The 20,449-nt window shown below is 71.3% G+C and carries 19 protein-coding genes; 9 read left to right on the plus strand and 10 right to left on the minus strand.

Features of this window, described 5'->3' with window-relative positions; genetic code table 11:
- Positions 1 to 3 precede the first annotated feature (3 nt).
- The 8 genes from ACFYW5_RS26965 to ACFYW5_RS27000 form a co-directional block, all read right to left on the minus strand.
- Positions 4 to 858, minus strand: a complete 855-nt coding sequence (locus tag ACFYW5_RS26965; RefSeq protein WP_389419669.1) for an SDR family NAD(P)-dependent oxidoreductase — start codon at positions 856 to 858, stop codon at positions 4 to 6.
- Positions 855 to 2,018, minus strand: coding sequence for a mandelate racemase/muconate lactonizing enzyme family protein (locus ACFYW5_RS26970; protein ID WP_389419670.1), 1,164 nt, complete (start codon positions 2,016 to 2,018; stop codon positions 855 to 857). The genes ACFYW5_RS26965 and ACFYW5_RS26970 overlap by 4 nt, the downstream gene beginning before the upstream one ends.
- A complete protein-coding gene (locus ACFYW5_RS26975) occupies positions 2,006 to 3,919 on the minus strand; it encodes a dipeptide ABC transporter ATP-binding protein (protein WP_389419671.1) in 1,914 nt (637 codons plus the stop codon). The genes ACFYW5_RS26970 and ACFYW5_RS26975 overlap by 13 nt, the downstream gene beginning before the upstream one ends.
- A 9-nt stretch (positions 3,920 to 3,928) precedes the next feature.
- Positions 3,929 to 5,521 (minus strand): ABC transporter substrate-binding protein, encoded by a 1,593-nt coding sequence (locus ACFYW5_RS26980; RefSeq protein ID WP_389419672.1) that lies wholly within the window; start codon positions 5,519 to 5,521, stop codon positions 3,929 to 3,931.
- Between the two features lie 256 nt (positions 5,522 to 5,777).
- Positions 5,778 to 6,650, minus strand: a complete 873-nt coding sequence (locus ACFYW5_RS26985) for an ABC transporter permease (protein ID WP_389419673.1) — start codon at positions 6,648 to 6,650, stop codon at positions 5,778 to 5,780.
- A gap of 11 nt (positions 6,651 to 6,661) precedes the next feature.
- Positions 6,662 to 7,603: an ABC transporter permease gene (locus ACFYW5_RS26990; protein WP_389419674.1), complete on the minus strand. Its 942-nt coding sequence runs from the start codon at positions 7,601 to 7,603 to the stop codon at positions 6,662 to 6,664.
- On the minus strand, positions 7,600 to 8,841 hold the full coding sequence (locus ACFYW5_RS26995) for a hypothetical protein (protein ID WP_389419675.1): 1,242 nt from the start codon (positions 8,839 to 8,841) through the stop codon (positions 7,600 to 7,602). Before ACFYW5_RS26995 ends, ACFYW5_RS26990 begins: the two co-directional genes overlap by 4 nt.
- Positions 8,838 to 9,551, minus strand: a complete 714-nt coding sequence (locus tag ACFYW5_RS27000) for a GntR family transcriptional regulator (protein WP_389419676.1) — start codon at positions 9,549 to 9,551, stop codon at positions 8,838 to 8,840. The genes ACFYW5_RS26995 and ACFYW5_RS27000 overlap by 4 nt, the downstream gene beginning before the upstream one ends.
- 518 nt (positions 9,552 to 10,069) lie before the next feature.
- Between ACFYW5_RS27000 and ACFYW5_RS27005 the strand changes: the two genes are divergently transcribed.
- From ACFYW5_RS27005 to ACFYW5_RS27035, 7 genes are all read left to right on the plus strand, one after another.
- Positions 10,070 to 11,665: a choice-of-anchor Q domain-containing protein gene (locus ACFYW5_RS27005; RefSeq protein WP_389419677.1), complete on the plus strand. Its 1,596-nt coding sequence runs from the start codon at positions 10,070 to 10,072 to the stop codon at positions 11,663 to 11,665.
- A gap of 215 nt (positions 11,666 to 11,880) precedes the next feature.
- Positions 11,881 to 12,429, plus strand: a complete 549-nt coding sequence (locus tag ACFYW5_RS27010; protein WP_389419678.1) for a TetR family transcriptional regulator — start codon at positions 11,881 to 11,883, stop codon at positions 12,427 to 12,429.
- Between the two features lie 52 nt (positions 12,430 to 12,481).
- The gene (locus ACFYW5_RS27015; protein ID WP_389419679.1) at positions 12,482 to 13,543 is read left to right on the plus strand and encodes a YihY/virulence factor BrkB family protein; all 1,062 of its coding nucleotides are present in this window, start codon (positions 12,482 to 12,484) and stop codon (positions 13,541 to 13,543) included.
- 109 nt (positions 13,544 to 13,652) lie between these two features.
- Positions 13,653 to 14,201, plus strand: coding sequence for a phosphatase PAP2 family protein (locus ACFYW5_RS27020; protein WP_389419680.1), 549 nt, complete (start codon positions 13,653 to 13,655; stop codon positions 14,199 to 14,201).
- Between the two features lie 134 nt (positions 14,202 to 14,335).
- Complete coding sequence (locus tag ACFYW5_RS27025) at positions 14,336 to 14,755, plus strand: phage holin family protein (protein ID WP_389419681.1); 420 nt, start codon at positions 14,336 to 14,338, stop codon at positions 14,753 to 14,755.
- Complete coding sequence (locus tag ACFYW5_RS27030; protein WP_389419682.1) at positions 14,752 to 15,222, plus strand: DUF3618 domain-containing protein; 471 nt, start codon at positions 14,752 to 14,754, stop codon at positions 15,220 to 15,222. The genes ACFYW5_RS27025 and ACFYW5_RS27030 overlap by 4 nt, the downstream gene beginning before the upstream one ends.
- Before the next feature lie 212 nt (positions 15,223 to 15,434).
- Positions 15,435 to 16,856: a family 43 glycosylhydrolase gene (locus ACFYW5_RS27035; RefSeq protein WP_389419833.1), complete on the plus strand. Its 1,422-nt coding sequence runs from the start codon at positions 15,435 to 15,437 to the stop codon at positions 16,854 to 16,856.
- Positions 16,857 to 16,893: 37 nt separating this feature from the next.
- Here the strand turns inward: ACFYW5_RS27035 and ACFYW5_RS27040 are convergent, their stop codons facing one another.
- On the minus strand, positions 16,894 to 17,469 hold the full coding sequence (locus ACFYW5_RS27040; RefSeq protein ID WP_383308546.1) for a TerD family protein: 576 nt from the start codon (positions 17,467 to 17,469) through the stop codon (positions 16,894 to 16,896).
- A 133-nt stretch (positions 17,470 to 17,602) separates the two neighbouring features.
- Here ACFYW5_RS27040 and ACFYW5_RS27045 point away from each other — a divergent pair, with 133 nt between their 5' ends.
- Complete coding sequence (locus ACFYW5_RS27045; protein WP_389419683.1) at positions 17,603 to 18,013, plus strand: BlaI/MecI/CopY family transcriptional regulator; 411 nt, start codon at positions 17,603 to 17,605, stop codon at positions 18,011 to 18,013.
- Between the two features lie 106 nt (positions 18,014 to 18,119).
- On the plus strand, positions 18,120 to 18,953 hold the full coding sequence (locus ACFYW5_RS27050; protein ID WP_389419684.1) for a dienelactone hydrolase family protein: 834 nt from the start codon (positions 18,120 to 18,122) through the stop codon (positions 18,951 to 18,953).
- A gap of 16 nt (positions 18,954 to 18,969) precedes the next feature.
- On the opposite strand, the gene ACFYW5_RS27055 is transcribed toward ACFYW5_RS27050, so the two are convergent.
- Positions 18,970 to 20,379 carry a DEAD/DEAH box helicase gene (locus ACFYW5_RS27055; protein WP_389419685.1) on the minus strand — a complete coding sequence of 470 codons (1,410 nt, stop codon included), beginning with the start codon at positions 20,377 to 20,379 and terminating at the stop codon, positions 18,970 to 18,972.
- Between the last annotated feature and the right edge of the window lie 70 nt (positions 20,380 to 20,449).

A 20,449-nucleotide genomic window follows, 5' to 3' on the forward strand; every position in this document is an offset into this window, starting at 1 on the left:
TCCTTAGGGCTGGTCGGCGGTGGCGTGCGCCGGGGTGGTGGCGGGGGAGTCGAGGCTGGGGTCGGTGCCGGGCGGCCTGATCTGGGCCGTCAGCCCGCCGTCGACGGTGAGCACCTGGCCGGTGATGAACGAGGCGTCGGCGGAGGCCAGGAAGGCGACGGCCGCGGCGACGTCGGAACCGTCGCCCATGCGGCCGAGGGGCACCGGCTGGACGCGGGCGCGCTTCTGCGCGGCGTCCAGCAGTTCGTAGCGGTCGTTGATGACGGGGCCCGGCGCGACGGCGTTGACGCGGATGCCCACGGGGGCCAGTTCCAGGGCCGTGGCCCTGGTGGTGGCTTCGACGGCGCCCTTGGAGGCGTCGTAGGCGACGGCCGAGCGGTGGGCGCGGGTCGCGCCGACGGAGGAGATGTTGACGATCGCCGCGCCGGCCGGCATCACCCGGGCCGCGGCGACGGTGCACAGGAACGTTCCGCGGGCGTTGACCGCGAAGCTGCGGTCCCAGTCCGCCGGATCCAGGTCGAGCAGGCGACCGCGCCCCAGCATCGCCGCGGCGGCGTTGTTGACGAGGATGTCCAGGCCGCCCAGCACCTCCACCGCGCGGGCGACGCAGGCGTCGACCTGCGCCGGGTCGGAGACGTCCGCCGGGCAGGCGACAGCGCGTGCCCCGCCCTCGCGCAGTGCTGCCGCCGCCGCTTCGGCCTCCCGCTCGTCGGGGCCGTTGACGGCGATGGCGGCACCCTCGGCGGCCAGCCGTACGGCGATGGCGAGGCCGATGTTGCGGGCCCCGCCCGTGACCAGGGCGACCCGGCCGGCGAACCGTCCGCCCGCGCTGGGCCCTGCAGCGGCGGGGCCCGTCATCGTGCGACCTCCTGCCGGTCGACGACGGCGGCGGCGCTGGTGGCGGCCCAGGTGAGCGGGCCCGCCGACGCCTTCACCAGCTCCGGGTCGAGCTGCATGCCCAGGCCGGGGCCCGACGGCACGTGCAGCCGGCCGTCGATGTAGCGCACCGGGTCGGACACCACGTCGCGGGTGTAGAGCAGTGGGCCGACGGGGTCGCTGGGCACGGTGACCGGCGCCATCGCCATGGCGACATGGGCCGCGGCGGCCGTCCCGATGGACAGTTCCTGCGTGGTGCCGACCAGGCACGACTTCCCGGCGGCCTCGGCGATGGCGAAGATGCGCCGGGCCGGGGTGATGCCGCCGATCGCGATGACACTGACGTTGAACACGTCGACCGCGTCGGCGGCGACCAGGTCCAGCGCCCACCGGAAGCCGTAGACGTGCTCGCTGATCGGTACGGGCAGACGGTTGCGGGCGTACACCAGCCCGCGCACGTCGTGGTTGGGGGCCGGAGCCTCCACGAGGTCGAAGCCCACGTCGGCGACCTTCTCGGCGAAATTGCAGGCCGCCTTGGCGTCCAGCAGGTTGGAGAAGTCCAGCGACTTGATGGCGATCCGGTCGCCGAACCGTTCGCGGGCGGTGCGCAGGAACCGCTCGTCCAGGTCCAGCCGGCGCCCCACGTACACCCGGAAGAACTCGAAGCCCTCCGCGATGCGCCGCTCGACCATGGCGAGGTTGCGCTCGACGTCCTCCTCGTGCTGCTGCCGGAAGATCGGGTAGGCGATGGGGACGGATTCGCGGACCGCACCGCCCAGCAGGTCGCACACCCGGACCCCGAGCTGCTTGGCCGCCAGGTCCCAGAAGGCGATGTCGACGCCGCACTTGATGGCCCGGCTCTTGTCGTAGATGTAGCCGGCCTGGGGGAAGTTGGCCTCCAGCCGCCGTTCGACCTCGGTCAGCTGGAGGGCGTCCAGGCCCACCAGGATCTCGTTGAGGGTGGCCTCCAGTTCCGGCACGTCGAAGTGGAAGCGCGGCAGGTGCTGGAGGTCGGACATCTCCCCGACGCCGACGAGGGAGTCGTCGTCGGTGTGGAGTTCGACCAGGATGTGGCCGCAGGTGATGCTGTTGTGCCGGGGGGTGTTGATCGAGGTCAGGCTGACCCTGGTCACCTTCGCCACAGGGGGCTCCGTTCCTTGTTCTGCGAGATGTTCTGCGAGATCGATGCGGTGGGCTGCCGGGCGCCGGCGGACGCCGGGGGGCCGTTGCGGCCGGGGGCGCTGGACAGCAGTGCGCGGGTGTACTCGTGGGCGGGGGCGGCGTAGATGTCCTCCGCCGTGCCCTCCTCGACGATCCGGCCGTGCCGCATCACCGCGATGCGGTGGGCGACCGAGCGGACCACGGCCAGGTCGTGCGTGATGAAGAGGTAGGCCATGCCGTGCTCCGCCTGGAGGTCGGCGAGCAGGTTGAGCACCTGCGCCTGGATCGACACGTCCAGAGCGCTGACCGCCTCATCGCACACGATCAGCCGCGGGCGCAGGGCCAGGGCCCGCGCGATGGCGATGCGCTGACGCTGGCCGCCGGAGAAGGCGGAGGGGAAGCGGTCCAGGGCGAAGGAGTCCAGGCCGACGTCCCGCAGCAGCCCGGTGAGGACGGCCTCGTCGGCGTCGAGGCCGTGCACCCGCAGGGGCTCCTCCAGGACCTGCCGCACGGTCAGCCGGGGGTCCAGGCTCGCGTAGGGGTTCTGGAAGACGACCTGCACCTCCCGCTGGAGCCGCCGCAGCCCGGCCGCGTCGGGGCGCGTGACGTCGATGCCGTCGTAGCGGACGGTGCCGCCGGACGGGCGCTCCAGGCGCAGGAGCAGTTTCGTGAGGCTGGTCTTGCCGGAGCCGGACTCCCCGACCAGGGCCAGGGTCCGGCCCGCCTCGACCCGCAGGCTGACCTCCTGGACGGCGTGGACATGGCCGGTGACCCGGCGCAGGGCCCCGCCGCGGACCGGATAGCGCAGGTCGACCGCGTCGAACTCCACCAGCGGCTCCGCGGCGATGGCCGGGGCCACGGGCTCGGGGTCGCTCGCGACCGCGGCCGGTGCGGTGGGTAGTTCCACCGGAGCGTCCGCGAACAGGCAGGCCGCGGCGTGGTCTCCGGGGAAGACGGTCAGCGGCGGCGCGGTCGTCGTGCAGTCGTCCACGGCGACGGGGCACCGGGGAGCGAAGGAGCACCCCGAGGGCCGGTCCCGCAGCCGGGGCGGCTGCCCCTCGATGGACACCAGCCGGGTACGGGCGGCGGCGTCGAGCCGGGGCGTGGCCGCGAGGAGCGCCTGGGTGTACGGCATCCTCGGCTGCTTCAGGACGTGCGCGGCCCGGCCGCTCTCCACGACCCGGCCCGCGTACATCACCGCCACCCGGTCGGCCTGTTCGGCGACCACACCGAGGTCGTGGGTGATCAGGATCAGCCCCATGCCGAGGTCGACGCACAGGGAGCGGAGCATCGCCATGATCTCCGCCTGTACGGCGACGTCCAGGGCGGTGGTCGGCTCGTCGGCGATCAGCAGCCGGGGGCGGGCCGCGATGGCCAGGGCGATGGCGGCGCGCTGCCGCATCCCCCCGGACAGCTCGTGCGGGTACTGCCGCAGCCGGCTCTCCGGCTCCGGCATCCGGGCCAGCTCCAGGGCCTCCACGGCACGTCGGCGGGCCTGTTCGCGGGTGAGCTGCTCATGGGCCCGTACCGCGTCCACGATCTGGGTGCCGATGGTGAGCAGTGGGTTGAGCGCGGAGCTGGGGTCCTGGAAGACCATGGCCACGCGCCGGCCCCGTACGGCCCGCCACTCGTTGCCGTCGAGGGCGCGCAGGTCGGTGCCGTCCAGCCGGATCGAGCCGGTGATGCTGCACACGGGTTCGGGAGGGTTCAGCCCGAGCAGGCTCAGGGCGGTGACGGTCTTCCCGGAGCCGGACTCACCGACGACGGCGAGGGTTTCGCCGGCTTCCAGGTGCAGATCGACGCTGTCCACAGCGCGCACCGGCGGACTGGGCGGGGTGCCGTTGAAGGTGACGCTCAAGTCTTGGATCTCGAGGAGGGACATGTGCGTTCCTCACGCACCCAGGTGGGCTTCGGCGAGCCGCCACTGGCCGTCCACGTCGAGCTGGACGCCCTTGAGCCGGCTGCTGTGGATGAGGGGCGACTTCGCCTGGTGCAGGAAGACCCAGTAGTTCTTGTCGATGATGCGGCGCTGCGCATCGGCGTAGGCCCTCTTGCGCGCCGGCCTGTCGCCGGTGTCGGCGGCGTCCGCGAGCAGGGCGTCCAGGGTGCGGTCGTCCAGCCCGGACCAGTTGTTCGATCCGTCGCTGGTGAAGTAGGGGTCGAACGCCAGCGACGGGTCCAGGCGCGGGATGTCGATCACCAGGAGGGCCGCGTCGAAGTCCCGGTTCTTCATGCGGTCCAGCTGTGTCTGGAACTCCAGCACTTCGGCCTTGGGGGCGAAGCCGACCTCGGTGAGCTGGCTCTGCAGCAGTTCGGCGATGGTGGGGTCGGGCGCGCGTCGGCGGGCGACGACGGTGATGGGCACCTCGCCGCGCAGCCCGGCGTCCTCCAGGGCCTGGCGCGCCTTGCCGGGGTCCTGGGGCAGCGGCGCGATGGAGTCGTCGTAGAACCAGTCCGAGGAGGTCGCGAAGGACGGGGCGATGTCGTACTCGTCACCGGCCGCCGCCTTGCCCACCGCGCGGCGGTCGACGGCGCGGGCGAACGCGGCGCGCACGGCAGGGTCCTTGAAGGGGCCCTTGGTGACGTTGAGGGCGACGTAGTAGGCGCGGCGCACCCCGCCGTCCTTGATGACGATCCGCTGGTCACCGCTGAGCTGCTTGTACTCCTCCGGGGGCAGCGCGCGCACCAGTTGCACACCGCCGGTGGACAGTTCGGCGCGCAGCACCTTGGCCTCGGTGACGAAGCGCAGGATGACCTTGTCCAGCTTCGGCAGGGCGCTGCCGTCGGCGGCCTTCGCCCAGTACGTGTCGTTGCGCTCAGCGGTCAGCTGCACCTTGGACCGCCACTGGGCGAAGGTGAAGGGACCGGTGCCGACCGGGTTGCGGCTGAAGTCCGCGCCGTGCTTCTTGATCGCGGCGGGGGAGGCGATCATTCCTGTTTCGTGGGCGAGGTGGGTGAGCAGCAGGGGGTCGGGCGACTTGAGCGTGATCTTCACGGTCTTCGGGTCCGCCGCCTCGACGGAGGCAACCTTGGCCAGCGCGGCGGCCTTGGTGGAGAGGGTGGCAGGGTCCATCACCCGGCGCAGGTTGAACACCACGGCCTCGGCATCACAGGGCGTCCCGTCATGGAACTTCACCCCCTCGCGCAGGGTGAGGGTGACCGCGGAGTCGGTGGCGTCCCACTTGGTGGCGAGGGCCGGCTCGAACGTTCCGTCCGGGAGCTGACGCAGCAGCGCGTCGAAGAAGAGGTTGAGCACGTTGCGGTCGGAGGAGATGGCGGCGCTGAGCGCCGGGTCGAGGGTGACCGGTTCGTTGTCGAATCCCGCGGTCAGTGTGCCGGAGGAGCCACCGGACGAACCGGAGTCGCCGCTGCATCCGGAGACGCTGGACAGGGTGACGGTGGCCGCGGTGGCGGCGGCACCGGCGAGGACGGCACGGCGTGGCAGGCTGAGGGAGGACCGGGAGATACGTGAGGAAAGGGGCATGGCAGGGCACTTCCTTGTGCGGATCGCGGGTGCGGGGTGCGGGGTGCGGGGGAGGCGGGCCGGAGGGGGCCCGCTCCTAGGGGCCCTGGCGGGTGGGCCGACAGGCGCGGCAGAGGGCGCCGGAGGGGTGGGACGCGGGTTGGTGCGTCGGTGAGGGATGTGGTCTTTCGGTGGGCGGTGAGACCGCCACGGGTGTGGTTCCGTTGCGGTAGGACCGCGCAGGCCGCTGTTCTGTTCTGCAGGCGGCGCGATCGCGTCAGCGCGGTGGCGTCAGCTGCGGCCGATGCGCGTCGAGCGCGTCGCGCAGGGCGTCGGCCAGCATGTTGAACGCGGCGACCGTGAGGAGGATGGCCAGGCCGGGGAAGACGCTCAGCGACCAGCTGGCGCTGAGATGGTCGGTGCCGGAGGCCACCATGGCGCCCCAACTGGGCTGCGGGGGCTGGACGCTGAGGCCGAGGAAGCTGAGGGCGGCCTCGGCCATGATCGCGGTGGACACCTGGAGCGCGGCGAAGACCAGCAGGGTGCCCGCCAGGTGCGGCAGCAGGTGGCGGCGCATGATGGCGGACTGCGGTACGCCCACGATGCGCGCGGCCGAGACCCATTCGCGAGTCCGCAGCGACAGCACCTCTCCGCGGACCACCCGGGCGAAGCGGGGCGTGGTCACGACGGCGATGGCGATGAGGGCGTTGCGCAGCCCGGGGCCGAGGGCGGCGACCACGGTGAGGGCGAGCACGAGCAGCGGGAAGGCGAGCAGCCCGTCGGACGTCCTCATGATGACGGCGTCCAGCCATCCGCCGCGGTATCCGGCCAGCAGGCCGAGGACGGTTCCCGCCACGAGGGCCGCGCCCACGGTGACGGTGGCGACCTCCGCGGTCACCAGTGCCCCGGCGGTGATGCGGGCCAGGACGTCCCGGCCGAGTTCGTCGGTGCCCAGCCAGTGCTGCGCGCTGGGGCCGGCGAGGAGGTTGTCGGTGTCGGTGGCCCGCATCCGCTCGGTCATGAACGGCCGGGCAGCGGCGGCCAGAGCCAGCAACAGCAGGATCGGCAGGGCGAGTTGGGCGCGGCGGTCGCGGCGCAGCCGGTCCAGGACCGGGCGGCGCGCGGCCGGGGTGAGGGTTTCGGTGGCCATCGTCGCTCCTGTCAGTACGTGATGCGCGGGTCGAGCCACGCGTAGATCAGGTCGGCCAGCAGGTTCACCAGGAGGACGAAGACCACCACCATCAGGACGGCGCCCTGGACGACGGGCAGGTCCCGGCTGAAGATGCCGTTGACGATCAGCGTGCCCATGCCGGGAACGGTGAAGACGGTCTCGGTCACCACGGTGGCGCTCATCAGGGCTCCGATCTGCAGGGCCACGACGGTCACCACGGGGACGATGGCGTTGCGCAGGGCGTAGACGCCGACGATCCGGCGACGGGACAGTCCGCTCGCCTCCGCGGTGCGGATGTAGTCCTCGTTGAATACGGCCAGCAGCGCGGCGCGGGTCTGGCGCATGGTGACGGCCGCGATGGTGGAGCCGATGGTGACCGCGGGCAGCACCATGTGCCGCAGGTTCTCCACCGGGTCCTCGGTGAACGGCACATAGCCGGAGGGTGGGAGCCACTTCAGCCACAGTCCGAAGACGAGGATGAGCAGGGCCGCCAGGTAGAAGTGCGGCGCGGAAAGGGCCAGGAGCCCCGCGGAGTTGAGCGCGGTGTCGGTGGGTGTGCGCCGTTTCACGGCGGCGAGCACTCCGGCGGGGATGCCGATGAACAGGGCGAAGAGCAGGGCGATGATGCCGAGTTCGGCTGTCGCGGCGAGCCGTTCGCCGAGGACGGTGCCGATCTCTTCGCCGGTGAGCCAGGAGGCGCCGAGGTCGCCGCGGGCCATGCCGCTGAGCCAGTCGGTGAACTGGCGCCATAGGGGGGCGTCCAGGCCCAGCTCGGCGCGGAGTGCCGCCCGGTCTTGGGCGCTGGCCTCCTGGCCCAGGATGTCCAGAGTGGGGTCGCCGGGCATCAGGCGCAGCAGGAGGAACAGCACCAGTGACACGATCAAGACGACGGGTATGAGTTGGAGTAGGCGGCGTATCAGGTATCCGGTCATCTTGCCGGCTCCGTTTGTCTGTTGTGCGGGCTGTCGTGCGGGCTGTCGTGGGGGCTTTCGTGCCGCCTTTCGTACGTGGCCGGGGCACCGGCCACCGGCCCCCGGGGCAGGCGGCGCAACCACTCCAGCCGCGGTGCGGGGGCGAGATCGTAGGCGTAGAGGACGAGGGCGCTGGCTCCGTGGGAGCGGGCCTGCAGAGCGATGTCGATGAGCTCTTCCTCGGTGTGGGTCCGTGCGGCGCCCAAGTGCCAGCCGGCAGCCACCTCGGCCCCCGTCTCGCCGGCCGCGACGATGTCGTGTCGCAGAGCGGAGGCGTCCCCGGCCAGATTCGTGACTGTGAGCGAGCCGGCGGCGGACGCCAGTGCGCGCAGGTCGCCGGAGGACTTCCCGTCGCAGGCGTACCGGTCGTCGGTGGCGCGGACGGAGAGGGGCAGCCCCGCCGAGCCCTCGGCCGCCGCCCGTACGAGGTCGGTGGTCATGTTGGCCCGTACGGCGAGGACGGTGTCGTGCAGGTCCTGGCCCAGCGCGGTGACGGCGTCCTGTGCGATGCCGTCGGCGGGGCGCGGTTCGGCCAGCTGGGCGAGCACGGCGGCCCGGGTCCGTGCGGCCGTCTCGGCGGCGTCGATGCCGGCCGCGGCGAACCGGTCGGTGCAGGCCGAGCAGAAGCAGAGGGAGAGCAGCCAGCGGTCCACCGGCCGAAGTGCCGCCCCGCACTTGTCGTGCGCGCTCTGGTGCTGCCAGCCCAGGTAACCGAACGCCTCCAGTTCCAGGCCGCTCACTCCGGGCTGCCCGGCCGCTTCGGCGACCAAAGTGCGGGCGTAGTCGACCACTTCGGGCTGGGCGGGGCACAGCGCATGCCGGTAGGGGTGGCCGAAGGCGTTGCGCAGGGCCAGGTCGGGCCGGGCGGTCGCCGGGCCCGACTGGTGGAGCCCCACCAGCCAGGCCGTCACGGCGACACCGGCGGCCACCAGGGCCGTGGTCGCCTCCACCGCCTCGTTCCCGAGCACGGGCAGGGACAGCCCGGTTCCGTCGCCGGAGCGGTCGTCGCGCCGGGCGAACCAGCGGCCGGCGGGAAAGTCCACTACGGCCGCCGGGTCGCTCGTCGTCAGCAGCCAGCGTCCGCCGTGGTAGGCGTACGCCAGGCGCACCCGGTCGACGCCCGCGGACCGCAACCGCTCCGCCTCGGCCTGCGGTGCGCGGCGGAACGACACCGGGTGGGCGAAGATCTCGGTCTTCACCGTTCATCCCCGAGCGTGCGGGACAGCGTCTGCTGCGCCTTGCGGATATGGGCGCGGGTCAGCTGCTCGGCCCGGTCGGCGTCGCCCTGTTCCATGGCCTCCAGGATGGCCGCGTGCTCGGCGGCCTCCTCCTCGAAGGTCGCCCGCAGCCGCCAGCCCAGTCCCGCCACGAAGGCGGTCAGGTCCTGCAGCTGGTCCAGGAAACCGCACAGGAAGCTGTTGTCGCAGGCGGTGTACAGCTCGCGGTGGAAACGCCGGTTGGCGATGCCCAGGCCCTGCGTCTCCCCGGACCCGATCAGTACGGCCGCTTCGTCGAGCGCGCGCCGCGCCTCGGGATACACCGCGGCTCCGCGCTGCTCGGCGGCCAGCCGGACGGCCTCGGGCTCGGCCGCGCACCGGGCGGTGTACAGCTCCCGCACCAGCCGGTCGTCGGGCTTGCGGACGCTCACCCCCTGGTAGGCGTTGATCTCCACCAGCCCGGTCGACTGCAACTGCTTGAGCGCCTCACGCACCGGGGTTTTCGAAACGCCGTACATCTCGGCGAGTTCCCGCTCCACCAGGGCACGCCCGGGAGGCAGCGCCCCGTCGAGGATCGCTTGCCGCAGCGCGTCGCGTACCCGGTCCGTGCGGGAGGCGGGCTGCCTCAAGGGGGGCAGCGCGGCGGGGGGAGGGGGCGGGGTGCCCGGTGTCTCGTAATCGATGCTTGGCATGGCGGCATGCTGGTATACCACGATGCCAATGCGCAACCCTTTGATGTCACCTTCGTGAAATTCCGTGCGGAGCTGACAGGTGGTCAGAACGTTGACAACTCGTTCCGGCTTGCGTCCGGAGCCGGAGTCTGCCAACGTCACTTGCGCAACTCACCCCCCACGAAGCGGACTTGGGTGAGTGACGCCGCGGGTGGGCAGTCGGCGACGCATCGGGCTGCCGACATTCCGCGACCGCGGGGCCAGGGCCTGCCGGTCGGGCGATCGTGAGCTGCCGCGCCTCCTGAGAGAAGAGTCCGGAGGAGCGCAGGGGCGCAATCGTCATGCGCAGGCCAGGTGTGACATCCCAATGTGCCTCCCCGCACCGCGGTCGCGTGCATCGGCGTTGCTTCCCGGACCGCTCGTGAGGTCTTGCGCGACCCATGGTCTTCCAGCCGGTCCCGTGGGGGCCGGGGCGGAGCGGCGTCCGCGCGAGCATCCTCGAAGAAAAGGCAGCAATGAAACGCACAGGCGCATACGCAGTGTCAGCAGTACTCGTCGGCGCGGCGATACCCCTCGGCCTCGCCGGTTCGCCGGTGGCGCAGGCCGCTTCCCGTACGTATTACGTCAGCCCCAGCGGCTCCGACAGCAACCAGGGAACGTCGCCGGCCAAGCCGTTCCGCACCCTGCAGAAGGCCGCTGACAGCACCGCCCCCGGGGACACCGTCTCCATCATGCACGGCACCTACACGGAGCGCCCGGGCGGTTCGGACGTGCTGGTGATCTCCCGCTCCGGCCGACCCGGAGCACCCATCACCTTCCAAGCGCACCCGGGACACCGCCCCGTCATCCATACCGTCGCCGCGTGGAACGGCATCCGCATCAGCGGTGCCGCGCACATCGTGGTGCGCGGACTGGAGGTCAAGGGCAGCAGCGCCACCATGTCCCTGGCGGACGCGGAGCGGGGTGCCGGCACCAAGGACGGGAAGTACAACGGCAACTGCATCTGGGCCGAACCGAACAAGTCGTCGGGCGCCACACCCCACCACATCGACATCGTCGGCAACACCGTCCACCACTGCCCCGGCCTGGGCATCGGCTCACGCGGCGCCGACTACATGACGATCGACCGCAACCACGTCTACTCCACCTCGTGGTACACCGTCTTCGCCACCAGCGGCATCTCGATCCTGGCCGCGCGCGACATCGACCGCGGCGACCCCAGGAAGTACAAGATCCGCGTCACCAACAACACCGTCCACGACAACGAGACGAAGGTGAAGTGGGAGCGCTGCAAGTGCTACTCGGACGGTAACGGCATCATCATCGACACCCTCAAGGACAAGTCGAAAGCCGGCGAAAGCGGCCCCGACTACCAGGGCCGGGTCCTGGTCGCCAACAACGTCTCCTACAACAACGGCGGCTCGGGCATCCACTCCTTCAAGAGCCAGCACGTGGACATCCTGCACAACACGGCCTACCACAACGGCCGCAGCACCCGCATGGAGAGCTACGCCAACATCTTCGCCCACGACAGCAAGGACGTGCGGCTCCTCAACAACGTCTCCTACGGCCGCCCGGGCCAGGCCACCAACTCCGCAAGCAAGAACGTCGACGTCTTCTACGACTACAACGTCTACTACGGCGGCAAGGCGCCCGAGGTGAAGGGCTCGCACGACATCATCGCCGACCCCGGGTTCGTCAAACCCGGCGCCCGGTCCGGCGCCGACTTCCGGCTGCGCGAAGGCTCTCCCGCCATCGGTTCGGGCATGCCACTGGCCGAGGTCACCACGGACATCACCGGCGCCCGCCGATCCGCCGACGCACCCGACCGCGGGGCGTACGCCGCGAAGGCGGCCGATGCGGCACCCGGCGAGGCCCCCGCCTCCGGGGCGGGAGCCGCTCCCACTGCGGGGACCGACGCCTCGCAGGCACCCGGCGCCGCGGCCACCGAGGCGGCTGGCGGGAGCCCTTCGGACGAGACGAGCCCGGGCAGCGGGAACGACTCCCGGGCAGCCGGTGACAGCGAACCGCTGGCCCGGACCGGTGCCGGCGTGGCCGTACCCCTCGGACTGGCCGCCGTGACGCTGGCGCTGGGCGGAGGGATCATCTTCCTGCTCCGCCGCAAGCGCAGCTGACGGCACCCGGATCCCCTCCCTGCCCCCGCTGCCCCGGCACCCCCCCCGCCCGGGCAGCGGGCCCCCACCACCTGGCCGCGGGTTCCTCCACCGGAGCATCCGCGGCCAGGTGGTCCTGCCAGACTCGGGCCATGGCGGCGCACATGAACAGGACAGAGCACGTTGACACCGACCGAGCGATACCCGATCCGCCACGCGTCGCCTGGCGCAAGCACATGAGGCAGCGCGTACTGGACGCCGCACGCGACCTGACGTGCGCCTCGGGCTGGGACAAGGTGAGCCTGTCCGCCGTCGCGACGGCGGCCGAGGTGTCGCGGCCCTCGGTGTACAAGGAGTTCGGCAACCGTGCGGGCCTGGGCCGTGCCCTGGTGATCAGGGAGACGCACGAGTTTCTGCACAGCGTCTCCCTGACCCTCTACCCCGGGCTCCCGGATCCCCGTGCTTCGCTGGAGAGCGCTGTCTTCTTCGTCCTCACGGAGGCCCACCGCAACCCGCTCATCCGCGCTGTGGTCATGGCGGCCAGGGAGGGGTCCGACAGCCTGCTGCCCTACCTCACCGCACGCGCGGACCCGATCTTCGACGCCGCCCAGGTCCTGCTGCGCGCATGGCTCACGGAGCGCTTCCCCGACCGGGACGAGGACCTTGTCGCCCTCGCGACCGACATCACCGTACGGATGACCATCAGCCATCTGCTCCTCCCGGGGGAGGATCCCGGGCCGACGGTGGCTCGGATCTCCCTGGCGGTGCTGAAGGTGCTGAGCTGACCAGCTGGGACGTCGTGTGTGGGGTGGTGCCCGAGGGGTTACTCGGGGCCGCATGGCACGGACTCTCAGACGGCATGGAAGGCACGGCGAGCACGGGACGACCGACCAGACGGCCGACACCGCGCAGGCACCCCAGGCCGGGCCGAACGATCAGGTGGAAGAGCAGGCGCCGGACACTCCGACCGACCTGCCCAAGCGCTCCTGGATGGCTGTGCTGAAAGGCACCCTGAAGGAGTTCAAAAAGGACGAGCTGACCGACCGGGCCGCGGCCCTGACCTATTACGGGATCCTGGCGCTGTTCCCGGCGCTGCTGGCGCTGATCTCACTGCTCGGAGTCGTCGGGCAGTCGGCGTCGCAGCAGGTGCTGGACAACATCCAGAAGCTGGCCCCGGGCGCGGCGCGAGATGTCCTGACCAATGCGGTGACGCAGATGCAGGGCAACGCGGGGCTCGGCTCGATCATGGCGATCGTGGGTCTGGCGCTGGCGGTGTGGTCGGCTTCCGGCTATGTCGCCGCGTTCATCAGGACGGCCAACGCGGTCTACGACGTCCCCGAGGGGCGGCCGGTGTGGAAGGTGCTGCCCGTCCGCCTCGGCGTGACCGTGGTCCTGATGGTCATTGCCGTGCTCAGCGCGGTGATCGTCGTGTTCACCGGCAGCCTGGCCAAGGAGGTCGGCTCCGTCCTCGGTGTCGGGGACACGGCGCTGACCGTGTGGTCGATCGCGAAGTGGCCGGTGCTGGTGATCCTGGTCACCACCATGATCGCGATCCTGTACTGGGCGACGCCGAACGCCAAGGTGCGCGGCTTCCGCTGGGTCACGCCGGGCAGTCTCCTCGCGGTACTGATCTGGCTGGTCGCCTCGGCGGGGTTCGCGTTCTACGTGGCGAACTTCGGCTCGTACAACAAGACGTACGGCACCTTCGCCGGCGTGATCATCTTCCTGGTGTGGCTGTGGATCACGAATCTGGCGATCCTGCTGGGCCTGGAGTTCGACGCGGAGATGGCCCGCCAGCGTGCTGTGGCAGGTGGTCACGACGCCGGGGACGAGCCGTATGTCGAACCGCGTGACACCCGCAAGTGGGACGAGGAGGACCGCCGCCGTCTCGAAACCTGAGGTCGCGGCCGCCGCCGCGGGCCTCGTCCCGGACCCGGCGCGGGGTTCTGGACAGGTCCGGCGGCGGCCGAGCCGTATGACGACGCCTTTGGAGGGAAGTCGGCTGGTCATGGTGACGATGACGGATCTGCGCGACGGGGATCATCTGCTGGCCAGGAGGGTGATCGGGTGCGGGCCGCCCTGGTTGCGGCGGGCCTCGCCCGCGGTGCAGGAGGCGGCCGAGCACACCAAGCTGTGGTGGGCGACGGCCGCGGCGCTGGCCGCCTTCGGCGGGTGGCGCGGCCGTACGGCGGCCGTAGCGGGAATCACCGCCATGGCGACGGCAGAGGTGCTCTCCAATGCGGTCGCCAAGCAGCTGTACGAACGGCGCCGCCCCCCGCGGGAGTGGGTGCCGCCGGAGGAACTCGAGGACCGCCCGGACAGCTCCTCCTTCCCCTCCGGGCACACCGCGGCGGCCGTCGGCTTCGCGGGCGCCGTCGCGCCGCCGTGGCCGGCCGCCGGCGCCGCCTGCGGGGTGATGGCGGTGCTGGTGTCCGCGCAGCGCGTGTACAGCGGAGCGCACTACCCCTCCGACGTGGTGGCCGGGGGCCTGATCGGACTGGGTGCGGCCGCCCTGGTCCGGAGCGCTCCGCGGCTGCTGTGGCGATCCGTCCGCTGAGAAGCGGTGACGTGTGTCCCGCTGGGGTACCCGGACGTCCGATCAGACCAGCGGGCAGGCCGCAGCCGTACGAGTACGGACCACGGCGCGCACCGGGCCTGCCGGGCAAGCCGACGAAGGACAGGTGAGCAGCCATGACAGCAGACAGCGCCCACCGCCCAGGTGCCGAGACGCAGGAACCAGTGGGTGAGCTGGTCCAGCGCGCCTCGCAGCAGCTGTCGCAACTGGTCCGCGACGAAATGCGCCTGGCACAGGCGGAGATGAGCCAGAAGGGCAAGCGGTTCGGCAAGGGCGGCGGCCTGTTCGGCGGCGCCGGGCTGATGGGGGTGCTCACCCTCCAGGCACTGGTGGCCACCGCGATCGCCGCGCTGTCGCAGGCCATGGATGTGTGGCTGGCGGCTCTGATCGTCACCGGCGTCCTGGCCGTCATCACCGCGGTGATGGCGGTGCTCGGCAAGAAGCAGATCGACAAGGCGACCCCGGCGAAGCCCGAACAGGCCATGGACAGCATCAAGGCGGATGTGGCCGAGATCAAGGAGAAGGCACAACGATGACTCCAGACAAGCCGCACACGGGCGACGAGAAGGCACCTTCCCCGGCCGAGCTGCGCGAGCAGGTCGAAGCGACCCGCGCGGAACTGGGCGAGACCGTCGAGGCCCTCGCGGCGAAGACCGACGTCAAGACCCGGGCCCAGGAGAAGACCACCGCCGTCAAGCAGCAGGTCGCCGAGAAGACCACCCAGGTCACGGCTCAGCTGCGGGACAAGGCCGCACACGCGGCCCACACGGTGCAGGACAAGACCCCGGAGCCGGTACGGGCCAAGGCGGTGGCGGCCTCCGGGCAGGTCCGCGACAAGGCCGCGCACATGGCGGAGCTGGCCCGGGACAAGGCCCCCGAGCCGGTCCGCGAGAAGGCCGGACAGGGCATGCAGGTGGCGCGGGACCAGCGGACTCCGCTGCTTGCCGCCGCGGGCGCGCTCGTGGCGCTGTTGCTGATCCGTCGCGCTCGCAGGCGCCGCTGACGGTTCGGGCGCAGGGCGGAGCAGTCGTGACCGGCAGGTGAACCGGCCTGCCGGTCCTCTGCGTGCAGACAGCCGTGGCGGGATCTGACAGAAGCGTTGACGGAGGGGGGTGGGGATCCTATCTTCTGGCCGAACAGTCGAATGACGTTCGAGATATCGACCAGAAGGAGTGCCTCGTGCGACCTGAGCTCGCCCGTCGAACGGTCCTCGGCATGATCGCCGGCTCGGCCACCGCCACCGTCGCCGGTGTCTCGGCCGGGACGGCCCACGCCGCCGTGCCCGCGTCACCCGGGGTCACGTACACGAACACCCTCGCCGCACAGCGGGCCGACCCGCACATCTTCAAACACACCGACGGCTTCTACTACTTCACCGCCACCGTGCCGGCGTACGACCGCATCGTCCTGCGCCGCGCCACCACGATCCAGGGGCTCGCGTCCGCCGCCGAGACGACCATCTGGACCAAGCACTCCAGCGGCGAGCTGGGTGCCCACATCTGGGCCCCGGAGATCCACTTCATCAATGGCAAGTGGTACGTCTACTTCGCCGCCGGCGCCACGGACGACATCTGGAAGATCCGGCCCTACGTCCTGGAATGCGCCGCCGCCAATCCGCTCACGGGCACCTGGACGGAGAAGGGCCGTATCGCACTGCCGCTGGACACCTTCTCGCTCGACGCGACGACCTTCGTGGTGAACGGCGTCCGCTACCTCAGCTGGGCGCAGAACGACCCCGCCGTCGGCAGCGGCACCAATCTCTACCTGGCGAGAATGTCCAGCCCCTGGGCCATCACCGGCACCCCGGTCCGGATCAGCACACCGACCGCTGCCTGGGAGACCATCGGCCACCGGGTCAACGAGGGTCCTGCCGTGATCCAGCGCAACGGCAAGGTCTTCATGACCTTCTCGGCCAGCGCCACCGACGCCAACTACTGCATGGGCCTGCTGACCGCCTCCGCCTCCGCCGACCTGCTGAACGCCTCGTCCTGGGTGAAGACCGCCGACCCCGTCTTCGCCAGCAACACGGCGACCAGCCAATACGGCCCGGGCCACAACCAGTTCACGGTCTCCGAGGACGGCAGGTCGGACATCCTCGTCTACCACGACCGCAGCTACAAGGACATCAGCGGCGACCCGCTCAACGACCCCAACCGCCGCACCCGCGTGCAGAAGATCTACTGGAAGGCCGACGGCACACCCGACTTCGGCATCCCGGTCGCCGACGGCCTCACGCCGATCCGGCTCTCCTCGTACAACGCCCCCGACCGGTTCATCCGGCACTGGGAGTACCGCGCCAGGATCGAGGCGAACGTCGCCCCGCTGGCCGACTCGCAGTTCCGCACGGTCACCGGTCTCGCCGGCAGCGGCACGGTCTCCCTGGAGTCGGCCAACTTCCCCGGCTACTACCTGCGGCACCGGAACTACGAGGTGTGGGTGGAGAAGAACGACGGAACGGCCCAGTTCCGCGGAGACGCCTCCTTCACCGCCCGGGCCGGCCTGGCGGACCCGGCGGGCGTCTCCTACGAGTCGTACAACACCCCGGGCCGCTACCTTCGGCACTACAACTACCTGCTGCACGTCCAGGCGCTGAGCACGGCGACCGACCGGGCGGACGCCACGTTCTATACGCAGTAGCGCCCGGCCCTCGGCCTCGCCTGTGGAGTCGTCCGGGTCAGACGTTGACGCCGAAGTCGGCGGCGATCCCGGCCAGGCCGGAGGCGTAACCCTGGCCGACCGCGCGGAACTTCCACTCGGCGCCGTTGCGGTAGAGCTCGCCGAAGACCATCGCGGTCTCGGTGGCGGCGTCCTCGGAGAGGTCGTAACGGGCGATCTCGGCGCCGCCGGCCTGGTTGACCACGCGGATGAAGGCGCCCCGGACCTGGCCGAAGCTCTGGCCGCGGTTCTCGGCGTCGTGGATGGAGACCGGGAAGACGATCCGGTCGACCTCCGCGGGTACGCCCGCCAGGTTCACCTTGACGACCTCGTCGTCGCCCTCGCCCTCACCGGTGAGGTTGTCGCCGGTGTGCTCGACGGAGCCGTCCGGGCTGGTGAGGTTGTTGTAGAAGATGAAGTGCCGGTCGGACAGCACCTTTCCGGCGGCGTCGAGCAGCAGGGCGGAGGCGTCCAGGTCGTAGTCGGTGCCCGTCGTGGTGCGCACGTCCCAGCCGAGGCCGACCAGTACGGCGGTCAGGCCCGGGGCCTCTTTGCTGAGCGAGACGTTGCCGCCCTTGGACAGGGAAACACCCACTGTTTTCCTCCTGGTTGAGATCCCGATCGAGGTTCCGCCGCTGCCGAATCTACAGCATTGTAGAAATCATGGAAGGGGTACTCCGGGGCGGCGGACCGCCGTCAAGTGCGCGGCAGCGGAAGGGAGCCAGGGCGTGACGGACCACCGGCGCCGTCGGCGGCGGGGGCAGGGTGAGCTGGAGGGGCAGATTCTCGCGGCCCTGCGCGCGGCGGACGGACCGGCGACCGCGGGCTGGGTGCAGGAGCGGCTCGGCGGTGACCTCGCCTATACGACGGTGATCACGATCCTGACCCGGCTGCTGACCAAGGGTGCGGTGACCCGGGAGCGCTCCGGCCGGGCCTTCGTCTGGACGCCGGCCTCGGACGAGGCGGGGCTGGCCGCGTGGAGGATGCGCAAGGTGCTGGACGCCGAGCAGGACCGCGAGGCGGTACTGACCAGCTTCGTCTCCGCACTCGACCCCGAGGGCGAATCCATCCTGCGGGCACTGCTGGGGCGGCCGAAGCAGCAGGACCAGGATGAGGCCGAAGGTGAAGGGCGTGGCTGAAGCGTCGGGCATGGCTGAAGCCGCACCGGTGCGGTGACAGCTGCTGGCGCGTAGGATCCTGATCCGTTGTCAGGACCTCAGCACCGCCCTGGAGCCAGGAGGACGCGTGGCCGACGACCCGTTGACGGATTTCACCCGGGAGCCGTTCACCCACGAAGGCCGGTCCCATGTCGTGCTGCGCTCCGGCACCGGCCCGGCCGTGATCGTCATCGCCGAGATCCCGGGCATCACTCCCAAGGTCGCCCGCTTCGCGCGGTGCGTCCGCGACATCGGCTGCACCGTGGTTCTGCCGGACCTGTTCGGCGTCGCCGGACGCGATCCCCACCCACGCGCCCACGGCTGGACCGGAACCGCGATGACCGGCCTGCGCGCCGCGGCCCACATCTGCGTGAGCCGCGAGTTCACCGCCCTCGCGGCGGGCCGCACGTCACCCGTGGTCACCTGGCTGCGGGCCTTGGCGGTCCGCGAGCACAAGCGGTGCGGCGGTCCGGGCGTCGGCGCGCTCGGCATGTGCTTCACCGGCGGCTACGCCCTCGCCATGGCCACCGATGAACGCCTCCTCGCACCCGTGCTCTGCCAGCCCTCTCTCCCGCTGCCCGTCACCGCGCGCAAGCGCCGCTCCCTGGACATCTCCCCGGGCGACCTGCGCACCGTCCAGCAGCGCTGCGCGGCGGGCGGCCTGACCGTGCTCGGCCTGCGCTTCCGCGGTGACCGGGTGGCCCCCGCCGAGCGGTTCGCGCTGCTGCGGGAGAAGCTCGGCGAGGCGTTCGTGGCGATCGAACTCGATGACAAGGCGGCGAACCCCGAGGGGCTGCTGCCCCCGCACTCGGTGCTCACCGAGCATCTGATCGACGAACCGGGCCAGCCCACCCGCCAGGCGCTGGACCAGGTCCTCGACCACTTCCGCACCCGGCTGCTCGCGTCGCCTGATCCGACGTAGGAGTCAAGGACCGCCGTCAGCGGCCCTTGCGTACCCTGGCCGCCGCGCGGGCTTCCGCGGCCTTGCGGGCCTCGGCGGCTTTGCGGGACTCCTTCGCGGGGCGGGAGCCGAGACCGCGGAAGGGGGCGTTGCCGCCGCTCTTCCCGGCCGGGGTCGGCGGGCGCTTGGCGCCGGTGATGGCGGTCAGCGTCGCCTCGCCGGAACGCACCTGCGTGACCGTCGGCCGGATCCTCGCCTCGGACATCATCCGGTTCACCTCGCGCCGCTGGTTGGGGGTGACCAGGGTGACCACGGTCCCGGACTCCCCGGCGCGTCCCGTGCGCCCGCCACGGTGCAGGTAGTCCTTGGCGTCGGCCGGCGGGTCGACGTTGACGACGAGGTCGAGGGTGTCGATGTGGATGCCCCGTGCGGCGACGTTGGTGGCCACCAGCACGGTGATCTCACCGTCCTTGAACTGGCCGAGCGTATGCGTGCGCTGAGGCTGCGACTTCCCGCTGTGCAGGGCACCGGCCCGGACGCCACTGGCCCGCAGGTGGCGGGTGAACTGGTCCACGCCGGCCTTGGTGTCCAGGAACATCAGGACCCGGCCGTCGCGCGCGGCGATCTCGGTCGCGGTCGCGTACTTGTCGGCGGCGTGGATGTTCAGCACATGGTGCTCCATCGTGGTGACGGAGCCCGCAGCCGGGTCGACCGAGGCGAGGACCGGGTCGTGCAGGTAGTCCCGCACCAGCTGGTCGACGTTGCGGTCGAGGGTGGCCGAGAACAGCAGCCGCTGCCCGTCGGGGCGGACCTGGTCCAGGATCTCCGAGACCTGCGGCAGGAACCCCAGGTCGCACATCTGGTCCGCCTCGTCCAGCACGGTGATCCGCACCTGGTTCAGGTGGCAGTCGCGGCGCGACACCAGGTCGGTCAGCCGCCCCGGCGTCGCGATGACGACCTCGGCTCCCGTGCGCAGCAGCGCCTGCTGCCGGTTGATCGACAGCCCGCCGACCACCGTCGCCAGCCGCACGTTCAGGGTCTGCGCGTACGGGGTCAGCGCGTCGCTCACCTGCTGTGCGAGTTCCCGGGTCGGCACCAGGACCAGCGCGAGCGGCCGCTTCGGCTCCGCTCGCAGGCCGGCCGTCCGGACGAGGAGCGCGAGCCCGAAAGCCAGCGTCTTGCCGGAGCCGGTCCGCGCGCGGCCCAGCACATCGCGGCCGGCCAGCGCGTTGGGCAGGGTGGCCGTCTGGATCGGGAAGGGCTCCGTCACGCCGAGGCCGGTCATCTTCTGCGTCAGCTTCGACGGCATGTCGAGGACGGCGAAGGACGCGGCCGGAGGCAGGCCCGGGGACACGGTCAGCGGCATCGAAGGCTCGCCCTGCGGTCCTGTCGCCCGCTGCGGTGCACCGGCAGGGGAGAGCCCAGGGGCGGGCGGCTTCGGGTTCATACGGGACCTTCCTGATCTGGCGCCCCGGAACGCTGCGGGGCCCGTACTCCCTGGTACGGGCCCCGGCGAG

Source organism: Streptomyces sp. NPDC002779, assembly GCF_042888685.1.
Lineage (GTDB): Bacteria > Actinomycetota > Actinomycetes > Streptomycetales > Streptomycetaceae > Streptomyces.

Excerpts from the sequence above, each read along its gene's own strand:
- ACFYW5_RS27025 (WP_389419681.1), top strand. The coding sequence starts at position 14,336 with ATGACAGCAGACAGCGCCCACCGCCCAGGTGCCGAGACGCAGGAACCA.
- ACFYW5_RS27015 (WP_389419679.1), top strand. The coding sequence starts at position 12,482 with ATGGCACGGACTCTCAGACGGCATGGAAGGCACGGCGAGCACGGGACG.
- ACFYW5_RS27020 (WP_389419680.1), top strand. The coding sequence starts at position 13,653 with ATGGTGACGATGACGGATCTGCGCGACGGGGATCATCTGCTGGCCAGG.
- ACFYW5_RS27030 (WP_389419682.1), top strand. The coding sequence starts at position 14,752 with ATGACTCCAGACAAGCCGCACACGGGCGACGAGAAGGCACCTTCCCCG.
- ACFYW5_RS27000 (WP_389419676.1), bottom strand. The coding sequence starts at position 9,551 with ATGCCAAGCATCGATTACGAGACACCGGGCACCCCGCCCCCTCCCCCC.
- ACFYW5_RS27035 (WP_389419833.1), top strand. The coding sequence starts at position 15,435 with ATGATCGCCGGCTCGGCCACCGCCACCGTCGCCGGTGTCTCGGCCGGG.
- ACFYW5_RS26965 (WP_389419669.1), bottom strand. The coding sequence starts at position 858 with ATGACGGGCCCCGCCGCTGCAGGGCCCAGCGCGGGCGGACGGTTCGCC.
- ACFYW5_RS26985 (WP_389419673.1), bottom strand. The coding sequence starts at position 6,650 with ATGGCCACCGAAACCCTCACCCCGGCCGCGCGCCGCCCGGTCCTGGAC.
- ACFYW5_RS27055 (WP_389419685.1), bottom strand. The coding sequence starts at position 20,379 with ATGAACCCGAAGCCGCCCGCCCCTGGGCTCTCCCCTGCCGGTGCACCG.
- ACFYW5_RS26975 (WP_389419671.1), bottom strand. The coding sequence starts at position 3,919 with ATGTCCCTCCTCGAGATCCAAGACTTGAGCGTCACCTTCAACGGCACC.
- ACFYW5_RS26990 (WP_389419674.1), bottom strand. The coding sequence starts at position 7,603 with ATGACCGGATACCTGATACGCCGCCTACTCCAACTCATACCCGTCGTC.
- ACFYW5_RS27010 (WP_389419678.1), top strand. The coding sequence starts at position 11,881 with ATGAGGCAGCGCGTACTGGACGCCGCACGCGACCTGACGTGCGCCTCG.
- ACFYW5_RS26980 (WP_389419672.1), bottom strand. The coding sequence starts at position 5,521 with ATGCCCCTTTCCTCACGTATCTCCCGGTCCTCCCTCAGCCTGCCACGC.